This is a genomic window from Roseibium sp. M-1 (assembly GCF_054515675.1).
The window spans coordinates 2,293,699-2,311,487 of the sequence record NZ_CM137257.1; the positions used below are offsets into that span (position 1 = coordinate 2,293,699).

A 17,789-nucleotide genomic window follows, 5' to 3' on the forward strand; every position below is an offset into this window, starting at 1 on the left:
TTTTTCGTTTCACGAAAATCTCCACCTCACCGAAACTTGAGACCGACGGACATTTCAACGGCGTTTGCGCATGGACAAGGTCGACTACATCATCGTGGGTGCCGGCTCTGCCGGCTGCATTCTGGCGGAACGCCTGAGCGCCGACCCCGGGACTTCGGTCCTGCTTCTGGAGGCGGGCGGGTCGGACGGTTCCCCCTGGGTGTCGCTGCCGCTCGGCTACGGCAAGCTCAATTCGGACCCCAAGCGCACCTGGCGCTTCATGACCGATCCGGACGAGGGCCTTGGCGGGCGCAGCGTCTACTGGCCGCGCGGCCGGCTGCTTGGCGGCTCGGGCTCGATCAATGCCATGGTCTATTGCCGAGGCCTGCCGGGTGATTTCGAGGACTGGGAAGCTTCGGGCGCGGAAGGCTGGGGCTGGGCAGCCGTTAAATCCACCTTCGAGCGGCTGGAGAGCAAGGTCAGCGTCAACGGTGACAAGACGGGCGCCGGGCCGATCCATGTGCAGAACGTCTCCGACCAGATCCACAAGGTAAACCGGCATTTCTTTGCCGCCATCAAGGAGACGGGCCTGCCCTGGTCCGACGACTTCAACGGCGACACACCTGAAGGTGGCGGCATCTACCAGATCAATACGCGGAACGGCCGGCGCTGCTCTTCTGCCCGGGCCTATCTGCATCCGGCCCTGTCGCGGCGCAATCTGGTCTTGCGCTCCAATGCTCAGGTTCGCCGTATCCTGTTTGAGGGAAGCACCGCGAAGGGCGTCGAACTGACGACGGGCGAGACCCTGTTTGCCAGGCGTGAGGTGATCCTCTCCGCCGGAGCCATCGGCTCGCCGCAGCTGCTGCAGGTTTCCGGCGTCGGGCCGGGTGCGCTTCTGTCGGATCTCGGCATTCCGGTGATCCATGCCAATAACAATGTCGGTGGCAATCTGCAGGACCATCTGGCCGCGAGTTATACCTTCCGCGCCAGGGAGCCGACGCTGAACGCCATCCTGCGTCCCCTCATGGGCCAGACCATCGCAGCCTTGCAATACGCGCTGACGCGGAAGGGGCCGCTTGCCCTTTCCGTCAACCAGTGTGGCGGATTCCTGCGCTCCCGCAGGGAACTGAACCGGCCGGACCAGCAGCTTTATTTCAACCCGATCAGCTACCGGCTGGTGCCGCATGGGGACAAGACGCGGCTCAAGGTCGATCCTTTCAACGGCTTCATCATCTGTGCCCAGCCGGCACGCCCGACCAGCCGCGGACGGATCGACATCAAAAGCGCGGATGCCACAGTCGCACCGGCGATCCGGCCCAATTCGCTGTCGACGGAGGAAGACCGCCAGACCGTCATTGACGGTGGCCGGCTGTGCCAGCGGCTGATGGCGAGCAAGGCACTCAGCGCCCTTGTCGATAGCCCGGTCGCACCCCATCTCGGCGCGCTGGACGAAGACGGCCTTCTGGCCGATTTCCGGGCCCGGGCGAGCACCGTCTTCCATCCGGTTTCCACGTGCCGCATGGGCGAGGATCGGGATACTAGTGTCGTCAACAGCCGCCTGAAGGTGCATGGTGTCGAGGGCCTGCGTGTCGTCGACGCCTCCGCCTTTCCGAACATCACCTCGGGCAATACAAATGCCCCGACCATGATGCTGGCCCTCAAGGGGGCCGATCTGATAATCGAAGACCAGAAGCGAGCCCTCTCATGACCGTTCAGGACATCGCCAACTCCTATTTGACAACCGGCAAGCTGGAGGCCCTGCCCGACGGCCACTATATCGGCGGCAAAAGGCTGCCGTCGTCCAACCGCAAGATGGAGAGCTTCGATCCCGGCCGTGCCGAAGCCTTTGCCGAGTTTTCCCTCGGCAGCGAAAGCGACATGGACCGCGCCATCGACGCTGCGGAAAAGGCCGCCGCGCATTGGTGTCAGGTTTCGCCAGGCGAACGCTGCCGCATCCTGAATTCCGTCGCGCGCGTCTTCCGGGAAAACGCGGACCGGCTCGCCGTCATTGAAGTGGTCGACAGCGGCAAGACGCTGGCCGAGGCACAGGGCGACGTTCGGTCCTCCGCGCGCCTTTTCGAATATTATGCCGGTGCCGCCGACAAGCTCGACGGACGGTCCGTCAATCTCGGCCCCGCCTACACTGCCTTCACATTGCGCGAACCGGTCGGCGTCACCGGGCATATCATTCCCTGGAACTATCCGACCTCGACCTTTGCCCGTGGCGTCGCGCCTGCGTTGGCCGCCGGTTGTTCCGTCGTCGCCAAGCCGGCCGAAACCACGCCTTTCACGGCGCTGGTAATGGCCGAGCTTCTCTCCGAAGCCGGTGTGCCGGACGGGCTTGTGAATGTCGTCACGGGCCTTGGCAGCGATGTCGGCGCCAAGATGGCGCGCGATCCGCGTATCAAGCAACTCACGTTCACCGGCTCGGTCACCACCGGCGTCAACGTCGCCCGGATGGCAGCCCCCAACGTCACCCGGCTGACGCTGGAACTGGGTGGTAAATCCCCGTTGGTCGCCTTTGCCGATGCCGATCCGGAAAAGGTCGCCGACGGGTCCTACTGGGCGATCTTCTCCAATTCCGGCCAGATCTGCTCCGCCGGTTCACGCCTGATCCTGCACAAGACAATCCGCGACGAGGTGCTGGCGATCCTGGCTGAACGGGCAGCGAAAATCCGTACGGCGCACGGGTTGACCGCCCCGGACATGGGCGCGATCAATTCGGACCTGCATCTGTCGCGCATAAAGGCGCATGTCGACGCAGCGAAGGCACGCGGCGCCAACATCGTCACCGGCGGCGACGTTGCCCACGACGCCGATACCGGCAAGGGCTGGTTCTTCCAGCCGACCATCATCGCGGACCTTGCACCAAATGATCCGGCCGTCCTTCAGGAGATCTTCGGTCCGGTGCTTTCCGTCCAGACCTTCGAGACGGAGGAAGAAGCCATCGCGCTTGCCAACGGTACGGAATTCGGTCTCGTCGCCAGCGTCTACACAAGCGACGTCGGCCGCGCGATGCGGGTGGCCCATGCCATGGACTGCGGCCAGGTGTCGGTGAACGATTACTGGGCCGGCGGACTGGAGCTTCCCTTCGGCGGCAACAAGAAATCGGGTTACGGCCGCGAAAAAGGCTGGGAAGGCCTCGATGCCTATACCAAGGTGAAGTCGATCACGATCAGCAACGCGAGCTAGGCATCCCCATGAAACTCGACCAAATCGAGACCTTCGTCGTCGAAAACGCTCCGCCGCGCCACGGCGGGCGCTACTTCATCTTCGTGAAGCTGGTCACGGCCTGCGGCATTGTCGGCTATGGCGAGATCTACAACGCCACTTTCGACCCGCATCTGGTGGCCGAGATGGCCAAGGACGTGTTCCAGCGCCATTTCGAGGGGGCGGACCCGCACCATATCGAGAAGCTGTGGCACAAGACCTATGGTGCCGGGTACACCCAGCGCCCGGATGTCACGGTGATGGGCGTGCTCTCGGGCCTGGAAATGGCCTGCTGGGACATCATCGGCAAGGCGGCCGGCAAACCGGCCTATGAGCTTCTGGGCGGCAAGGTGCACGAGCGCCTGCGCTCCTACACCTATCTCTATCCGGCGGACGGCGACGTCTATCCGGACCCGGCCAAGCCCAATGTCTACAACGATCCCGGCATGGCAGCGGAAGCCGCCGTCAAGGCCGTCGACCAGGGCTTCACGGCCGTGAAGTTCGACCCGGCCGGTGCCTACACGATCTATGACGGCCATCAGCCGAGCCTTGAGGATCTGGAGCGTTCGGAAGCCTTCTGCCGGACGATCCGCGCCGCGGTCGGCCCGAAAGCGGATCTCCTCTTCGGCACCCACGGCCAGTTCACGGTGTCGGGCGCCAAGCGGCTTGCCCGCCGCATCGAGGCTTATGATCCGCTCTGGTTCGAAGAACCGATCCCGCCGGAGAAGCCGGAGGACATGGCCGAGGTCGCCCGCTACACCTCCATGCCCGTTGCGACCGGCGAGCGGCTTTGCACCAAGTACGAGTTCTCGCGCGTTCTGGAAACGGGTGCCGCCAGCATCCTGCAGATGAATCTCGGCCGGGTCGGCGGGTTGCTGGAAGCCAAGAAGATCGCCGCGATGGCGGAATGCCATTCCGCCCAGATCGCCCCGCATCTTTATTGCGGACCGCTGGTGGCGCTCGCCAATATCCAGATCGCCACCTGCAGCCCGAATTTCCTGGTGCTGGAATCGATCCGCACCTTCGACGGCTTCTACGCGGATCTCCTGAAGACGCCGATCCGTTGGGAAGACGGTTACGTGATCCCCTCAAGCGAGCCGGGCCTCGGCCACGATCTCAACGAAGACGTGGCACGGGCGCACCCCTATCGCGGCAACGAACTGCATCTTGGCTTCCAGGAAAGTCCGGCACTGCCATTGTAGGGAACTCACGCCACTTTGCTGACAAGCGCCATTGCCGGCGCAATTTCTGCCGGTGCAGCAGCAAGCGTTTCGGGCTGCACGTCCTCTGCCCGGATCGCCGTGGAAGCCAGGAGCGCCCGGCGGATGTCCCGGACCGGCATCGGTTTGCCGAAGAGGAAGCCCTGAACCTGGTTGCAGCCCTGCGCGGCCAGGAAGCCGAGATGGTCCTCGGTTTCCACGCCTTCTGCCAGGACCGGAATGTCGAGGCTTTCGCCGAGGATAATGGTTGCCTTGACGATGGCTTCCGACTGCCGGTTTCCGCCGAGATCCTTGATGAATTCCCGGTCGATCTTGATCTTGTCGAAGGGGAAGGCCTGAAGCGTTGCCAGCGACGAATAGCCCGTGCCGAAATCGTCCATGGCGATGCCGACGCCGAGCCGCTTGAGCTGATGAATGATCTGCAGCGCATGTGCCGTGTCGGCAACGATGCCGGTTTCCGTGATTTCCAGCTCCAGGCGGGCCGGATTGAGACCGCTTTCCCGCAGCGCATGGGCGACGACATCGGGAAAGTTGCTGTCGGAAAGCTGCACCGGGGCGACGTTGACCGCGATCTTAACCGGGTTCGGCCAGCTCGCCGCCTCGCGACAGGCGGTGCGGATGATCCAGGCGCCGATTTCGCGGATCGACCCGGTTTCCTCGGCGATCGGAATGAACTCGTACGGCGGGACCATGCCGCGGGTCGGATGGTTCCAGCGCAACAGCACTTCCGTCCCCGTCACTTCCCGTGTCGTGACGTCGTTCTGCAACTGGTAGAAGAGCTCGAATTCGCCGTTTCTGAGCGCATTGCGCAGGTCCATGGCGAGGGCACTGCGGTCGCGGGTCTGCAAGTCCTTGTCCGCATCGTAACAAAGAGCCGTGTTACCGCCTTCAGACTTGGCCCGGTGCATCGCCCGCTCGGCAGCCTCAAGCAATTGCGGGCCGGTGGACGCATGTTCCGGATAGGTGGCATAACCGACACTGCTGCTGGCGCGGATCTCTTCGCTCTGCCACATCATCGGCCGGGCCACGAGCTTCTGCACCCGCTTGCAAAGGTCGAGAATATAGCCCCGGTTATAGACCGGCTTGCCGATGATGACGAATTCGTCGCCGCTGATCCGGGCGACGTATTCCTCAGCTTCGAGATTTTCCGTCAGGCATTTGGCGACATGGCGCAACAACGCGTCGCCACCGGCATGACCGAGCACCTCGTTGACTTCCTTGAACCTGTTCAGGTTGCAAGTCATCACCACGACGCGGGCATTGTCCATGGAGACCCGCGAGACGAACCCGTCCAGGTGACGGTCAAGCGCCCGCCTGTTCGGCAAGCCCGTCAGCGGGTCGTGATGGGCCACATGATTGAGGCGAAGATCCGCGGTTTCCGCGTTCACCGAGTCGATCGAATAGGTGATCATCGCCGACAGCATCAGGACGCTCATGGTGAAGACGACCGCAATCCCCATCAGCTGGTTGGAGACAAGATCCTGAGCGCTGCCATCGAGGCGCAACGGCAGCAGATCCACCCCGGCCATGGCAACGAAATGGAGGCTCGCGACCGCCAGAATGAAGCTGACCGCCGCGCCGTATTTGCAGTAGCGGGTGACCGGGCGCGCAATGCGGCTTGTGGCAAGAAGACCGAAGACGCAGGCAAGGACGATGGACGCGACGACATAGGGTGTCGACAATGTCAGGATGCCGGAGACCTGCAGTGCCTCGATGCCCGTGAAGTGCATGGCGGCAATCGAGATCCCGAAAACCACACCGCCAACCTCGATCAGCATCGACCGCTGGGTGATACTGGCAATCCAAAGCCCTGCCGTCGTGCCGGCAATGGCCACCACTAGGGAAATGGCCGTCAGGGCAAGGTCGTAGCCGAGGATAAACGGGCTTTTGTAGGCGATCATGGAGACGAAGTGGGTGCTCCAGATCGTGCCACCCGCGATCAGGCCGGACAAAAGCAGCCACATGTATTTGAGATTGCCCTGTGTGCGCCGGACCCTTGCGTAAAGACGCATGGTCAGCACGGCACCCGCTGTCAGAATTATTACGGCCAGCGCAACAAACAGCGGATCATGCTCGAAAGCTATGCACGACAGGACTGCTAACATCATCGACTCCAGATGATGCAACTTAGCCCTTTTCGAAGCCAAAGTCGTAAAAACACCTACCTGGAAAGGGATATGACTAACGACTCGTAAATACCTCTAACCTTTTGAAAAACAACTCTCTTCAGACGTTCTTCCGATGCCTGTTCAGTGTTGAAGGTTTAGATCGATTTTTACCCGTTTACCATTCTCGCAATACTGCATCCCTTCTCTCAAAACACGCATTGCGAGAAAACTTCCCAAAAGGAAGCGGCCGCCCAGGTAGATCCCGGGCGACCGCCTGTCTCATTCACTGTTATCAGCGTCAGGCGACTGCCCTGGCCTTGAACTCGATCCGGCGGCGGTGGAGCACCGGCTCGGTGTAGCCATTGGGCTGCTTCGTGCCTTCGAAAACCAGTTCACAGGCCGCCTGGAAGGCGACGGAGCCTTCGAAGTCCGCAGCCATCGGCCGGTAAAGCGGATCGCCGGCATTCTGCCCGTCTACGACAGCCGCCATGCGCTTCATGGTTTCCAGCACCTGCTCCCGACTGACGACACCGTGATGCAGCCAGTTGGCGATATGCTGGGACGAGATGCGCAGCGTTGCCCGGTCTTCCATCAGGCCGACATCGTTGATGTCCGGCACCTTGGAACAGCCGACACCCTGTTCCACCCAGCGCACGACGTAGCCGAGAATGCCCTGCGCATTGTTGTCGAGTTCGGCCTGGATATCCTTGGGGTCCCAGTTGGGCCGTTCGGCGACGGGGATGGAAAGGATATCCTCGAGCTTTGCCGCATTGCGCGCCTTCAGCTCGGCCTGGCGGTCCTTCACGGCGACCTTGTGATAATGCAATGCATGCAGGGTCGCGGCGGTCGGTGACGGCACCCAGGCAGTGTTGGCACCGGCCAGCGGATGGCCGATCTTCTGATCCAGCATGGCATTCATCAGGTCAGGCATCGCCCACATGCCCTTGCCGATCTGGGCATGACCCGGCAGGCCGCAGGCAAGACCGATATCGACATTGTTGTTCTCGTAGGCGCCGATCCAGGTGGCGGCCTTCATGTCGCCCTTGCGGATCATCGGGCCCGCTTCCATCGACGTGTGCATTTCGTCTCCGGTGCGGTCGAGGAAGCCGGTGTTGATGAAGAACACCCGGTCCCTGGCCTGGCGGATGCACTCCTTCAGGTTCACCGTGGTGCGGCGTTCCTCGTCCATGATGCCCATCTTCAGCGTGTTGCGCTTGAGGCCGAGCGCGTCCTCGATCCGGTCGAAGATCTCGCAGGCAAAGGCAACTTCCTCGGGGCCGTGCATCTTCGGCTTGACGATATAGACCGATCCGGCGCGGCTGTTGAGTTCGCGGCCGTTCGGGCCGATGTCGTGCAGGGCGATCAGCGCGGTAATCATGCCGTCGAGCAGGCCTTCCGGCACCTCGATGCCGTCGCGGTCGTGCACTGCATCGATGGTCATGAGATGACCGACATTGCGCACCAGCAGCAGCGAGCGGCCGTGCAGAGCCAATGCGCTGCCGTCCGGCGCGGTGTATTTGCGGTCACCGTTCATGCGCCGGGTCAGCGTCTCGCCGCCCTTTTCAAAAGTTTCTTCCAGATCACCCTTCATCAGGCCGAGCCAGTTGGAATAGACGACCACCTTGTCTTCTGCATCGACGGCAGCGACGGAGTCCTCGCAGTCCATGATGGTGGACATGGCCGATTCAACAATCACGTCGGCGATATGCGCCTTATCGGTCTTGCCAATCGGATGCTTGCCGTCGATATCGATCTCCAGATGCAGGCCGTTCTTGACGAGGAGGACCTTGTAGGGGCCGTCGACATCTCCGGAATAGCCGGCGAACTGGGCCGGGTCGGCAAGCGTGGTGGTTCCGGCTTCCGTCGAGATTGCCAGCGCCTCGTTGTAGACGGCAAAACCGGTGACGTCCGCCCAACTGCCGGCAGCGAGCGGCGCAGCTTCGTCCAGAACCTTCCGGGCGTAGGCGATCACCTCAGCACCGCGGGCCGGATCGAACCCCTTGCCTGCCGGCTTGGAGCCCATGGCATCGGTGCCGTAAAGCGCATCATAGAGCGAGCCCCAGCGGGCGTTGGCTGCGTTGAGTGCGTAGCGTGCGTTCATCACCGGCACGACAAGCTGAGGACCGGCGACCTTGCCGATCTCCGGATCGATATCGGCGGTGCCGACGGCAAAATCCGGACCTTCCGGAACCAGGTAACCGATTTCCTGGAGAAAGGTTCTGTAGCCATCCATGTCCGGCGTGCCCGGATGGGCCTTGTGCCAGGCGTCGATCTTTTCCTGCAGCATGTCGCGCCTGTCCAGCAGCGCCCGGTTCTTGGGGGCCAGATCGTGGACCAGGTCCGAAAGGCTCTTCCAGAAATGGTCCCGGTCGACGCCCGTTTCCGGCAGGGCCTTCTCGTTGACGAAGTCATAAAGAACCCTGGCGACTTGCAATCCATGGGCGTCGACGCGGCCTGTCATTTGTCAGCTCCTCTGATCGATCTCGTAGTTCGGCACTTTGCCGGTGTTTTGGGGTCTAAGAGGCCGATCGTCAATTGCCACGTCCCACCCATGACTTTTTCCATTTTAGAAAAGATCCAGATCATTATCTCCAACAGTATAAGTCGGTATACAAAACAATGGCCTTGCGCCTGCGATCCAATCCGTTACCCATGGGGCCTCGACAGTTCCCACCCGATGGACTTCATGTACGCGCTGGTAAAACGTTTTGGCGACCTGACCTACGGCAACGCCTTCCTGATGCTTGCCCTGACGACGCTCTTCTGGGGCGGCAACACGGTGGCCGGGCGTCTCGCGGTCGGCGAGGTCTCTCCGATGGTGGTGGTGTTCCTGCGCTGGGTGATTGTCGCCGGTATCCTGATCCCGTTGCAATGGTCCGATATTCGCAGGGAATGGCCGATGATGCGGCCGTATTTCCCCCGCATGGTGCTGATGGCGGTTTTCGGCTTCGTCGGCTTCAACACGCTGTTCTATATCGCGGCAACGCAAACCACCGCTGTGAACCTCGGCATCATTCAGGGGTCCATGCCGATCCTCGTCCTGATCGGATCGGTGATCGCGTTCGGCACCAAGGTCCGGCTGCTGCAGGTGACCGGCATTTTGCTGACGCTTGCCGGTGTCACGCTGATCGCCGCCCAGGGCAAATGGGAAGTCCTGCGGGCACTGGCGATCAATCCGGGCGACGGCATCATGCTGATCGCCAGCGTGCTTTATTCAGGCTACACGCTGGCCCTCCGGAACCGGCCGCAGGTCTCTCCCTTGAGCTTCTTTGCGGTGCTCGCGGGCATTTCAACCCTCACCTCGATCCCGGGCCTTTTCTACGACATTGCCGCGGGCAGCGTGCAATGGCCGACCGAGCAAGGCTGGCTGGTCGTGCTCTATATCGCCCTCTTTCCATCCTGCCTGGCGCAGATCTTCTTCATGCGCGGAGTCGAGCTGATCGGCCCGGCCCGGGCAGGGGTCTTCATCAATCTCGTGCCGATCTTTGCCGCCGTGCTGGCAGTGACCATCCTGGGCGAACCGTTCAAGTGGCATCACGGCACGGCGCTGGTGCTTGTGCTCGGCGGCATCTGGCTGTCGGAACGAAAGGCTGCCGGCTAGAGCGTCTTGTATGCGTTCAGGAGAACGCACATTAGATGCTCTACAACTTTAAGATCGATCAGCTTTTGGACGCTCAACCGATTCCGGTTGTGCGTCCGCTGATCTGTCGGACCGGTGCCACGGTTGGGTTTGTGCGTTACTGCGAATGCCCTGCAAATAAGTTTCGGCGGCATTTGAAATTGCCGCAATCGCGGTGCACCATGGGACCATGGAAACACCATTGATAACAGGCGCTTTCGCGCTGCTGCTGATTACGATCTCCCTGCTGCAGCCGCTATCGCGGCGGCTCGGGCTCGCGCCGAGTGTTCTCCTGGCTACCGTCGGCACCATGATCGGCATCCTGGCGATCTATCTGCGCTACACGGCCGAAACCAACGCCTTCAATGCCATTGCGGACGTCTTCATCAATCCCCCGCTGGATTCGGAGATGATCCTCTATATCTTCCTGCCGATCCTTTTGTTCCAGACCGCACTGACGCTCGAGGTCCGGCGGATCGTCGAGGACATGGCCCCCATTCTTCTGATGGCCGTCGTCGCGGTGTTCGTCGCCACCGCCTTCATCGGCTTTGCGCTCTATCCGCTGGCGATGCTGTTTTCGCTCAAGGACATCTCGCTGATCGCCTGCCTGCTGCTGGGCTCGATCGTCGCCACGACAGACCCGGTTGCGGTCGTCGCTATCTTCCGGGACATCGGCGCACCGGCCAGATTGGGGCGCATCGTCGAGGGGGAAAGCCTTCTGAACGATGCTGCCGCCATCGTCATCTTCGTCATACTTGTTCACATGCTTGCGTTCCATCAGACGCTGTCGGTCGAGGAGGCGGCGCTTGCCTTCTGCCGGTCTTTCGTCGGCGGCATCATCGTCGGCACGCTGCTCGGGCGGATCGCCGTTTCGCTGCTGCCGATGATGCGAGACTTTCCGCTGGCGCAGGTGACCCTCAGCCTTGCCCTGCCCTATGGCACCTATGTGCTCTCCGACCAGTTCGCCGACGTTTCCGCCGTTGTCGCGGTGGTCTGTGCCGGCACGGTGTTCAATTTCTACGGCCCTGCCCGGATCCAGCCAGCGAGCTGGCAGTTCCTGCATGCGGTGTGGGAGCAGATCTCCTTCTGGGCCGCCTCGCTGATCTTCCTGCTGTCGGCGATCCTCATCCCGCGTTTCGTCGAGGGCTTCACGCCGATCGACATTCTTCTGCTCTTCGTCGTGATTGCCGCCGCACTCGCCGCCCGTGCCGTGGTGATTTTCGGCTTGCTGCCCATTCTCAGCGTGTTCCACATGGGCCAGTCGGTGAACAACAAGTTCAAGACCGTCATCCTGTGGGGCGGCATGCGCGGCGCCGTCACCCTGACGCTGGCACTCAGTGTGTCCGAGCACGCGGCACTGTCGGCGGAGGTTTCCGGCTTCGTCACCAAGCTCGCGACCGGCTTCGTGCTGTTCACTCTGCTGGTCTATGGCACCAGCCTGAAACCGCTGATCCGGCTGCTTGGCCTCGACCGGTTGAACGCACGCGACGAGGCACTCAGGACGCAGTTTCTGGCGCTTGCCCTCTCCGACGTGCGCCACGAGCTGGCATCGGCCGCAACGACCTATCACATCGATCAGCGGGTGACCGGCGAGGTTCTGAAGGACTACGAGGACAGGGCCGCATCGGCTGCAGCCGAAACCAACAAGCTGGAAGAGCTGAAGGACTGGGACCGCGTGCGCATGGGCCTGATCGCACTGGCCGACCGGGAACAGCAGCTCGTGCTGGAGCATTTCCGCGACAAGACGATCTCCGGCCGGTCCGTCTCCCGCTTCCTGACAATCACGGGGCGCACCGGCGACCTGACCCGCAGCGACGGCCGCTCCGGTTACAACAAGGCCGTGCGCCAGCCATTGAAATTCGGCCTCGGCTTCCGGGTTGCCCAGACCTTGCAGCGCCGGCTCAGGATAAACCGGCCCCTGGCGATCCGCCTTGCCGACCGGTTCGAGTTCCTGCTGGTCTACCGCATCCTTGCGGACGAACTGATCGAGTTCAACAACCGCCGCATCCGGCCGCTGCTTGGTGACCGCGTTGCCGACATTCTTCAGGATACGCTGGCAATCCGCCAGGAGGAGACCCTGGCCGCCATCGACGCGCTGCGCCTGCAATATCCCGATTATGCCGATGCGCTGGAAGGCCAGTTCCTGCGCAAGGCCGGCGTGCGGCTGGAGGAAACAGCCTATGACGAAGGCAAGGAGCAGATGCTGATCGGCACCGAACTGCATCGCGACCTGTTGCGTGACGTGGAGCGGACACGCCGCGAATCTCACACAAGGCCCAAGCTTGATCTCGGATTGAAGACGCGCGAACTCGTCAGTGCCCATCCGCTTTTTGCCGAGCTGTCGCGCAAGCGGCAAAAGACCATCCGCCGGATGATGCGGCCCCAGTTCGCAACGCCTGGCGAGACCCTGATCCGCAAGGGCGACCGGGGCGATGCCGCCTATTTCATCGCCTCAGGCGCGGTGGAAGTGCGCGCGCCGACCGGCAACGTACGGCTCGGACGTGGTGACGTTTTCGGCGAAATCGCGCTGATGACCGGCGGGCGCCGCAGCGCCGACGTGGTTGCCCTCGGCTATTGCCAGCTTCTCAGCCTCCGGGCGCAGGACTTCAAGGCCCTTATGGCAGAACATGAGGACCTTCGCGAACACGTTGCCGGGCTCGCGAAAAATCGTCAGCTGATGAATACGGACGACCCGTCGGAGGACGTCGAGGATCCTGTGGTGCCGTTCTTCGCCGAAAAGCTGAAGGGCGGCAGCAGCACAAAGGCAACTGAACCGGCGCAAGATCCTGCAGACGCGGCTGACACCGGTCCCGAAGACGCAGTGTCTGCGAAGGAGGACGTGGCGAGCGCAGCAGCTGACGCGGTCGGTGAAGAGCCTGCAGGCGCAGATCCGAGTGCAGCCGGTTCATCCGAAGAAACGCCGGTCACCCTGGCGGCGGCACCTGCAATGAAGTTGGAAGACATTCCGGCGACCGGTGCCCCGGTGGGCGATCCTCTTGCAGGTGACACTCCAGCAGCTGAAACCTCGCCGGAGCCAGCCGGGGTCTCCTCACCCGAGACCTCTACCGATGCAGATGCCGGAAAAACCGAACAGGAAAAGGAGACCGTGCCGGTCTGACACGGTCTCCTCGAACAGGGTTCCGGATATCGGCTCAGGCCTGTTTTTGGATTTCCACCGAATGCGGATAGGGAATGGAGATGCCGCCGGCGTCGAAGGCTTCCTTGACCGCCTTCAGCATGTGGAATTTCAGCTCCCAATAGTCACTGGCGTTACACCACAGGCGCACGCCCAGATCGACGGAGCTGTCGCCGAGATTGGTCAGACGCACCCAGGGTTCCGGATCCTTGTGCACCCGCGCATCCGCGTTGGCGACGTCGAGAATGATCTGCACCGCCTTGTCGATGTCATCGCCGTAATCGATGCCAAAGGTCAGATCCAGGCGCCGTGTCGAATGGGCGGAGAAATTGGTCACGACCGTGCCCCAGGCCTTGCCGTTGGGCAGGATGATCTGGACGTTGTCCGGGGTCACCAGTTCGGTGACGAAGATGTTGAGGTCCTTCACAGTCCCGGACGTACCGCCGATATCGACGAACTGGCCGATCTTGTAGGGCCGGAAGATGATCAGCATCACCCCGGCGGCAAGATCCGAGAGCGTGCCCTGCAGGGCAAGACCGATTGCCAGCGTACCGGCACCGAGCACGGCGACAAGGCTGGTCGCCTGGATACCGAAGAGCTGCAGGATGGCAATGACGGTGACAAGCAGGACCAGCCAGCGCACGATGGAGGCAGCAAACCCGCCGATTGTGTCGTCGATGCGCGGATGGCTGACGATGCGCTGTTTCACAATGGCGGACAGAAAGCCGGCCAGGAACCAGCCGATGACCAGAACGAGGACGGCCTTGACCGCGTTGATAAGCAGCGGCGTCCACACGCTCATCTGCTCCATTGCGCTTTCCATGAAGATCCCTCCTTGCAAAATCAATGGTTTGACTACGGAAAACTTGTAACAGCGGATCAACCGGCTGGCCAGCAAAGCCGCCGGATAATTCACGCCTGAACTGTTCGCGGGCGTTCAGGCGTCGAAGGCACGGCCTGCGATAAAGACCTTTTCAAGCTCCAGGCCTTCACTCAGGAGGAGGATGTCCGCCCGTTTGCCCGGTGCCAGACTGCCGACCTCGTCTTGAAGGCCGGTCAGGGTCGCCGGCGTCAGGCTGGCCATCTTGAAGAGGTCCGGCAAGGTCGCACCTGTTGCCTTTGCCATACCCCGGATCATGTGGTCCATGCCGTGCATGGAACTTGCGAGTGCCCCGTCCGCACCGCGCACCGTGTTGCCGTCGCTGAAGACAAGCGTGCCGGTTTCCCTGGGTCCGAAGCGGTATTCTCCGGGTGGGCAATCAAGCGCCCGGTTGGCATCCGTCACCAGGCAAAGCCGGTCCGGGCCGATCATCCGGTAGGCAAAGGTGAGCAGATCCTCCGCCAGGTGATGACCATCCGCGATCACTTCCGTGCTCATCTGCCTGGTTGCCAGCACGAACTGCTCCATGCCCGCACGCATCGGCGTGCCGAAGCGCTTGCGAAGCGAGGCGACGGAGCTCATCGCGCACCAGAAATGGTCCACATGCCGGACACCATTCTGGAAGGCGTCTTCCATTTCCTGCCACGAAGCATTGGAATGGCCGCAGGTGATGAAGCAGCCGGTCTGATGGGCGAAGCGGTAGAAATCGGCACTTCCCGGCAGTTCCGCCGCACAGGTGGCGATCCGCACGATCTCCCGCTTCAGGAAATGCTCGTATTCGTCGCGGTCCGGATCACGGCGTCCTTCCGGCGCATGCACACCGACCTTGTCCTTGGCAAAATAGGGGCCGTAGAAATGGATTCCGGCGATCCGCGCGCCTTCCCCCGGTTGCCAGTCCGCCCTCACCGCTTCGCAGGCGGAGATCATCGCCTCCAGTTCCTGCCTCGAACCGGTTGTCGTCGTCGGAAACAGCGTGGTGGTGCCATGGCGCGCATGTGCCCGGTTGACCGCCACGACGGCTTCCCTTGAGCCATCCATATAATCCGCATTGGCGCCGCCATGGACATGGATGTCGACGCAGCCCGGCGCGATGATGGCGGCTTCCTGCAGACGCACCCTGGGATCGGAGTTTCCCTCACCGACATGGACAATCCGGCCTTCCCGGCAATGAACAAAGCCATCTTCCAGGACCCGGTCAGGCAGCACGACGTTTCCCTTGAAGACGATGTCCGGTTCCATGATGGCGTTTTCCCGATTTCAGTGATCCCGATCGATCACGATGTTTGCATGTTTATTCCCAATTGCGCATAAACGTGCAAAATGGCAGGGAGATGTCAATGCCGGAGACAAGCCCGGACGAGCGCCGGACCTTCATACTGCGCCAGCTCAAACACAAGGGCCGCCTGACAACCGGCGAGCTGGCAAAGGCCTTCGGCATTTCGGAAGACAGTGCCCGGCGCGATTTCCGGGAACTGGCGGGAGAGGGACTGATCCAGCGCGTCCACGGCGCCGCCCTGCCGGTCTCCCCGGCCGAGCAGCCCTTTGCTGCCCGCTACAAGCAATCCGCCGGGGTGAAGAACCGGCTCGCGAAGGAAGCCGCCTCGATGGTTTCGGACGGTCAGGTGGTCCTTTTCGACGGCGGCACCACAAACCTGGCGATTGCCACACATATTCCGAAAACGCTTGCCTTTACCGCGATCACCAACAGCCCCCAGACCGCGCTTGTGCTGGCCGACCATCCGCACGCCGAGGTCATCCTGATCGGAGGAAGTTTCGACAAGCGCAGCCGCATGACGGTCGGCGCCAGGGTGCTGGATGCCCTCCGGGATATCAGCGCCGACCTCTGCTTCTTCGGCCTGCATGGCGTCGATGCAGAAGCCGGCCTGACGACAAGCCACTACGACGAGGCCGTCTTGAAACGGGCCATGTGCGAGGCCGCGTCGGAAACGGTTGCGGCGGCAACAGCCGCCAAGATCGGCAGCGCGGCCGCCTACCGGATCGGCCCGGCTGCGCTGCTGACGACGTTGATCGTGGAGAAGTCTGTCGAGCCGGCGCTTTGCCGGCCGCTGTCAGACTGCGGCATCAGCCTCCGGCTGGCCTGAGGTCTGTTGCCACTCTTCCAGGAACTGCACCATTTCCTCGTTGCCGCATCCGGCGATGTAACGTGGTTCGAGGATGCTGCCGGCCACAAGCAGCAGTCTGGCGCAGGCGATGTGGTCGGCTTCGGCACGTTTCGGCGCAAACTCCGAACCGTGGATCACCGTATCCAGTGCGTCGCCGCCATAGCGGTTCTTGTGGGTGAGGTCCGGGGCGATCGACAGGAAATAGGCCGTCTCCTCGACAAGACCGTTCCAGCCGGCCAATTGAAGCGGCGGCAACCCCATTTCGTCCGTCGCCCTGGGATCCAGCCCGGCTTTGATCAGCATTTTCATGTGGTTCAGCTTGCCCGGGAAGAAAGTCAGCCGCGTCAGAAGCCTCTTGTCTTCCTTGCCCAGAGTTGCGGTATCGAGCCGTCCGGGGCTGTCCTCCCCCCGCGCGCAGGCGGCCAGAACCTGCTCGTTTGCGTCGAGAGGGTAAGCGTAGCCTTCCGCCGCAAGCATATCGGCGACCGGCAGGTTGCCGTAGATCAGCGCCATGGCGTGAGCGGTGTGCCCGCACCAGACCCGCGCAGGGTCGGCACCATGGTGCAGCAACAGCTTTGCAATCTTCGTTGAACACATGCGCCGGGCGGCCTGATGCAGGGCCGGAATGGTGTTCATGGGTTGCCCGCTCGGATGATCGGGCACGGTGATGTTCGGATCGGCCCCGGCCTCCAGCAGAAGGCGCACCTTGTCCACGTCGTCGAAATCGAGCGCCCGTGGCAAGGCATTCGTGCCATCCGGCCTGGCGCCATGCTCAAGGAGCAGCGCCAAAGCACGCGTTTGCCCAAGTTCGGTCGCGTGGTAGAGGCTCTCGTTATCGTTGGGATCGGCTCCGTGTTCCAGCAGCCAGCGGCCGAGGTCGAAATTGTCCGCATGACAGAGCGCGCCATAGAGCGCGGAAAGCAGATGCTTGTCCCCCGGCTCATAGGGGTAGCCGTCATTCACATCCGCGCCGTTTTCGACCAGCAACTCGGCAATGGCGAGCATTGCCTCTCGCTTGTCTGGACTGCGGTGGATTTCCCTGGAAAACGCCAGGTGCAGGAGCGGCGATCTGACGCCGACAACTCGGGTGGCTGCATCGCGGTCTGCTGTAATGGCGGCCTGCACGGCGGCCAGGTCGTAGAGCGCCACCTGGAGACCGAGATTGTCGTCCTTCAGCCCGGGATCGTCGAGCAGCAGCTTGTCGACCACCCATTGCTGGCCGTGATAAAGCGCGACCTTCAAGCGCTCGGCCTTCTCGGCCCGCGTCATGGCAGCGCTTTCCAGTGCAAACTTCAGTTTCGGCCAGCTGTCATGGCCCGCCTCGCGGGCGATCACGTGCAGGAAGTCTGCGTGTTTCAGCGTCTTTGCGGGGTCGACCTGGGCAGAAACGCGGGCAAGCGCGTTCGTGTCCCCGGCAGCGTGCGCCTTTTTCAGGCGACGGGCGGCATTCTTGAAGTCGTCGAGGGAAGTTGCAGGTCCATCGGACATGGCTTTTCTCCTGGTTGAAAAGCCCG

General features: G+C 62.2%; 11 protein-coding genes. 6 read left to right on the forward strand and 5 right to left on the reverse strand.

The genetic code is table 11. The annotated features are described in order from the left end of the window. The first annotated feature begins 70 nt into the window (after positions 1-70). The 3 genes from ACX3M4_RS10390 to ACX3M4_RS10400 are packed head-to-tail and all read left to right on the forward strand — an operon-like array spanning position 71 to position 4,391. Positions 71-1,687, forward strand: coding sequence for a GMC family oxidoreductase (locus ACX3M4_RS10390; RefSeq protein WP_459358506.1), 1,617 nt, complete (start codon positions 71-73; stop codon positions 1,685-1,687). Continuing rightward, positions 1,684-3,171 carry an aldehyde dehydrogenase family protein gene (locus ACX3M4_RS10395; protein WP_459358507.1) on the forward strand — a complete coding sequence of 496 codons (1,488 nt, stop codon included), beginning with the start codon at positions 1,684-1,686 and terminating at the stop codon, positions 3,169-3,171. The genes ACX3M4_RS10390 and ACX3M4_RS10395 overlap by 4 nt, the downstream gene beginning before the upstream one ends. An 8-nt stretch (positions 3,172-3,179) precedes the next feature. Continuing rightward, positions 3,180-4,391: a mandelate racemase/muconate lactonizing enzyme family protein gene (locus ACX3M4_RS10400; protein WP_459358508.1), complete on the forward strand. Its 1,212-nt coding sequence runs from the start codon at positions 3,180-3,182 to the stop codon at positions 4,389-4,391. A gap of 5 nt (positions 4,392-4,396) precedes the next feature. On the opposite strand, the gene ACX3M4_RS10405 is transcribed toward ACX3M4_RS10400, so the two are convergent. Both ACX3M4_RS10405 and ACX3M4_RS10410 read right to left on the reverse strand, forming a co-directional pair. Continuing rightward, positions 4,397-6,514, reverse strand: a complete 2,118-nt coding sequence (locus ACX3M4_RS10405; RefSeq protein WP_459358509.1) for a putative bifunctional diguanylate cyclase/phosphodiesterase — start codon at positions 6,512-6,514, stop codon at positions 4,397-4,399. Between the two features lie 301 nt (positions 6,515-6,815). After that, entirely contained in the window at positions 6,816-8,978 is a 2,163-nt protein-coding gene (locus ACX3M4_RS10410) for a malate synthase G (RefSeq protein ID WP_459358510.1), read from the reverse strand. Positions 8,979-9,203: 225 nt separating this feature from the next. Between ACX3M4_RS10410 and ACX3M4_RS10415 the strand changes: the two genes are divergently transcribed. Further along, the gene (locus tag ACX3M4_RS10415) at positions 9,204-10,118 is read left to right on the forward strand and encodes a DMT family transporter (RefSeq protein ID WP_459358511.1); all 915 of its coding nucleotides are present in this window, start codon (positions 9,204-9,206) and stop codon (positions 10,116-10,118) included. A 208-nt stretch (positions 10,119-10,326) separates the two neighbouring features. Next, on the forward strand, positions 10,327-13,254 hold the full coding sequence (locus ACX3M4_RS10420) for a cation:proton antiporter domain-containing protein (protein ID WP_459358512.1): 2,928 nt from the start codon (positions 10,327-10,329) through the stop codon (positions 13,252-13,254). Between the two features lie 34 nt (positions 13,255-13,288). On the opposite strand, the gene ACX3M4_RS10425 is transcribed toward ACX3M4_RS10420, so the two are convergent. Next, complete coding sequence (locus ACX3M4_RS10425) at positions 13,289-14,095, reverse strand: mechanosensitive ion channel family protein (protein WP_459358513.1); 807 nt, start codon at positions 14,093-14,095, stop codon at positions 13,289-13,291. Between the two features lie 114 nt (positions 14,096-14,209). Next, positions 14,210-15,391, reverse strand: a complete 1,182-nt coding sequence (locus ACX3M4_RS10430) for an amidohydrolase family protein (protein ID WP_459358514.1) — start codon at positions 15,389-15,391, stop codon at positions 14,210-14,212. Between the two features lie 98 nt (positions 15,392-15,489). Here ACX3M4_RS10430 and ACX3M4_RS10435 point away from each other — a divergent pair, with 98 nt between their 5' ends. Next, entirely contained in the window at positions 15,490-16,254 is a 765-nt protein-coding gene (locus tag ACX3M4_RS10435; RefSeq protein ID WP_459358515.1) for a DeoR/GlpR family DNA-binding transcription regulator, read from the forward strand. Here the strand turns inward: ACX3M4_RS10435 and ACX3M4_RS10440 are convergent. Next, positions 16,222-17,763 (reverse strand): ankyrin repeat domain-containing protein, encoded by a 1,542-nt coding sequence (locus tag ACX3M4_RS10440; RefSeq protein WP_459358516.1) that lies wholly within the window; start codon positions 17,761-17,763, stop codon positions 16,222-16,224. The two genes, ACX3M4_RS10435 and ACX3M4_RS10440, sit on opposite strands and share 33 nt — an antisense overlap. Positions 17,764-17,789 lie beyond the last annotated feature (26 nt).

Bases quoted from the DNA above. Each gene is read 5' to 3' on its own strand.
- ACX3M4_RS10390 (WP_459358506.1), top strand. From the start codon at position 71: ATGGACAAGGTCGACTACATCATCGTGGGTGCCGGCTCTGCCGGCTGC.
- ACX3M4_RS10395 (WP_459358507.1), top strand. From the start codon at position 1,684: ATGACCGTTCAGGACATCGCCAACTCCTATTTGACAACCGGCAAGCTG.
- ACX3M4_RS10400 (WP_459358508.1), top strand. From the start codon at position 3,180: ATGAAACTCGACCAAATCGAGACCTTCGTCGTCGAAAACGCTCCGCCG.
- ACX3M4_RS10405 (WP_459358509.1), bottom strand. From the start codon at position 6,514: ATGTTAGCAGTCCTGTCGTGCATAGCTTTCGAGCATGATCCGCTGTTT.
- ACX3M4_RS10410 (WP_459358510.1), bottom strand. From the start codon at position 8,978: ATGACAGGCCGCGTCGACGCCCATGGATTGCAAGTCGCCAGGGTTCTT.
- ACX3M4_RS10415 (WP_459358511.1), top strand. From the start codon at position 9,204: ATGTACGCGCTGGTAAAACGTTTTGGCGACCTGACCTACGGCAACGCC.
- ACX3M4_RS10420 (WP_459358512.1), top strand. From the start codon at position 10,327: ATGGAAACACCATTGATAACAGGCGCTTTCGCGCTGCTGCTGATTACG.
- ACX3M4_RS10425 (WP_459358513.1), bottom strand. From the start codon at position 14,095: ATGGAAAGCGCAATGGAGCAGATGAGCGTGTGGACGCCGCTGCTTATC.
- ACX3M4_RS10430 (WP_459358514.1), bottom strand. From the start codon at position 15,391: ATGGAACCGGACATCGTCTTCAAGGGAAACGTCGTGCTGCCTGACCGG.
- ACX3M4_RS10435 (WP_459358515.1), top strand. From the start codon at position 15,490: ATGCCGGAGACAAGCCCGGACGAGCGCCGGACCTTCATACTGCGCCAG.
- ACX3M4_RS10440 (WP_459358516.1), bottom strand. From the start codon at position 17,763: ATGTCCGATGGACCTGCAACTTCCCTCGACGACTTCAAGAATGCCGCC.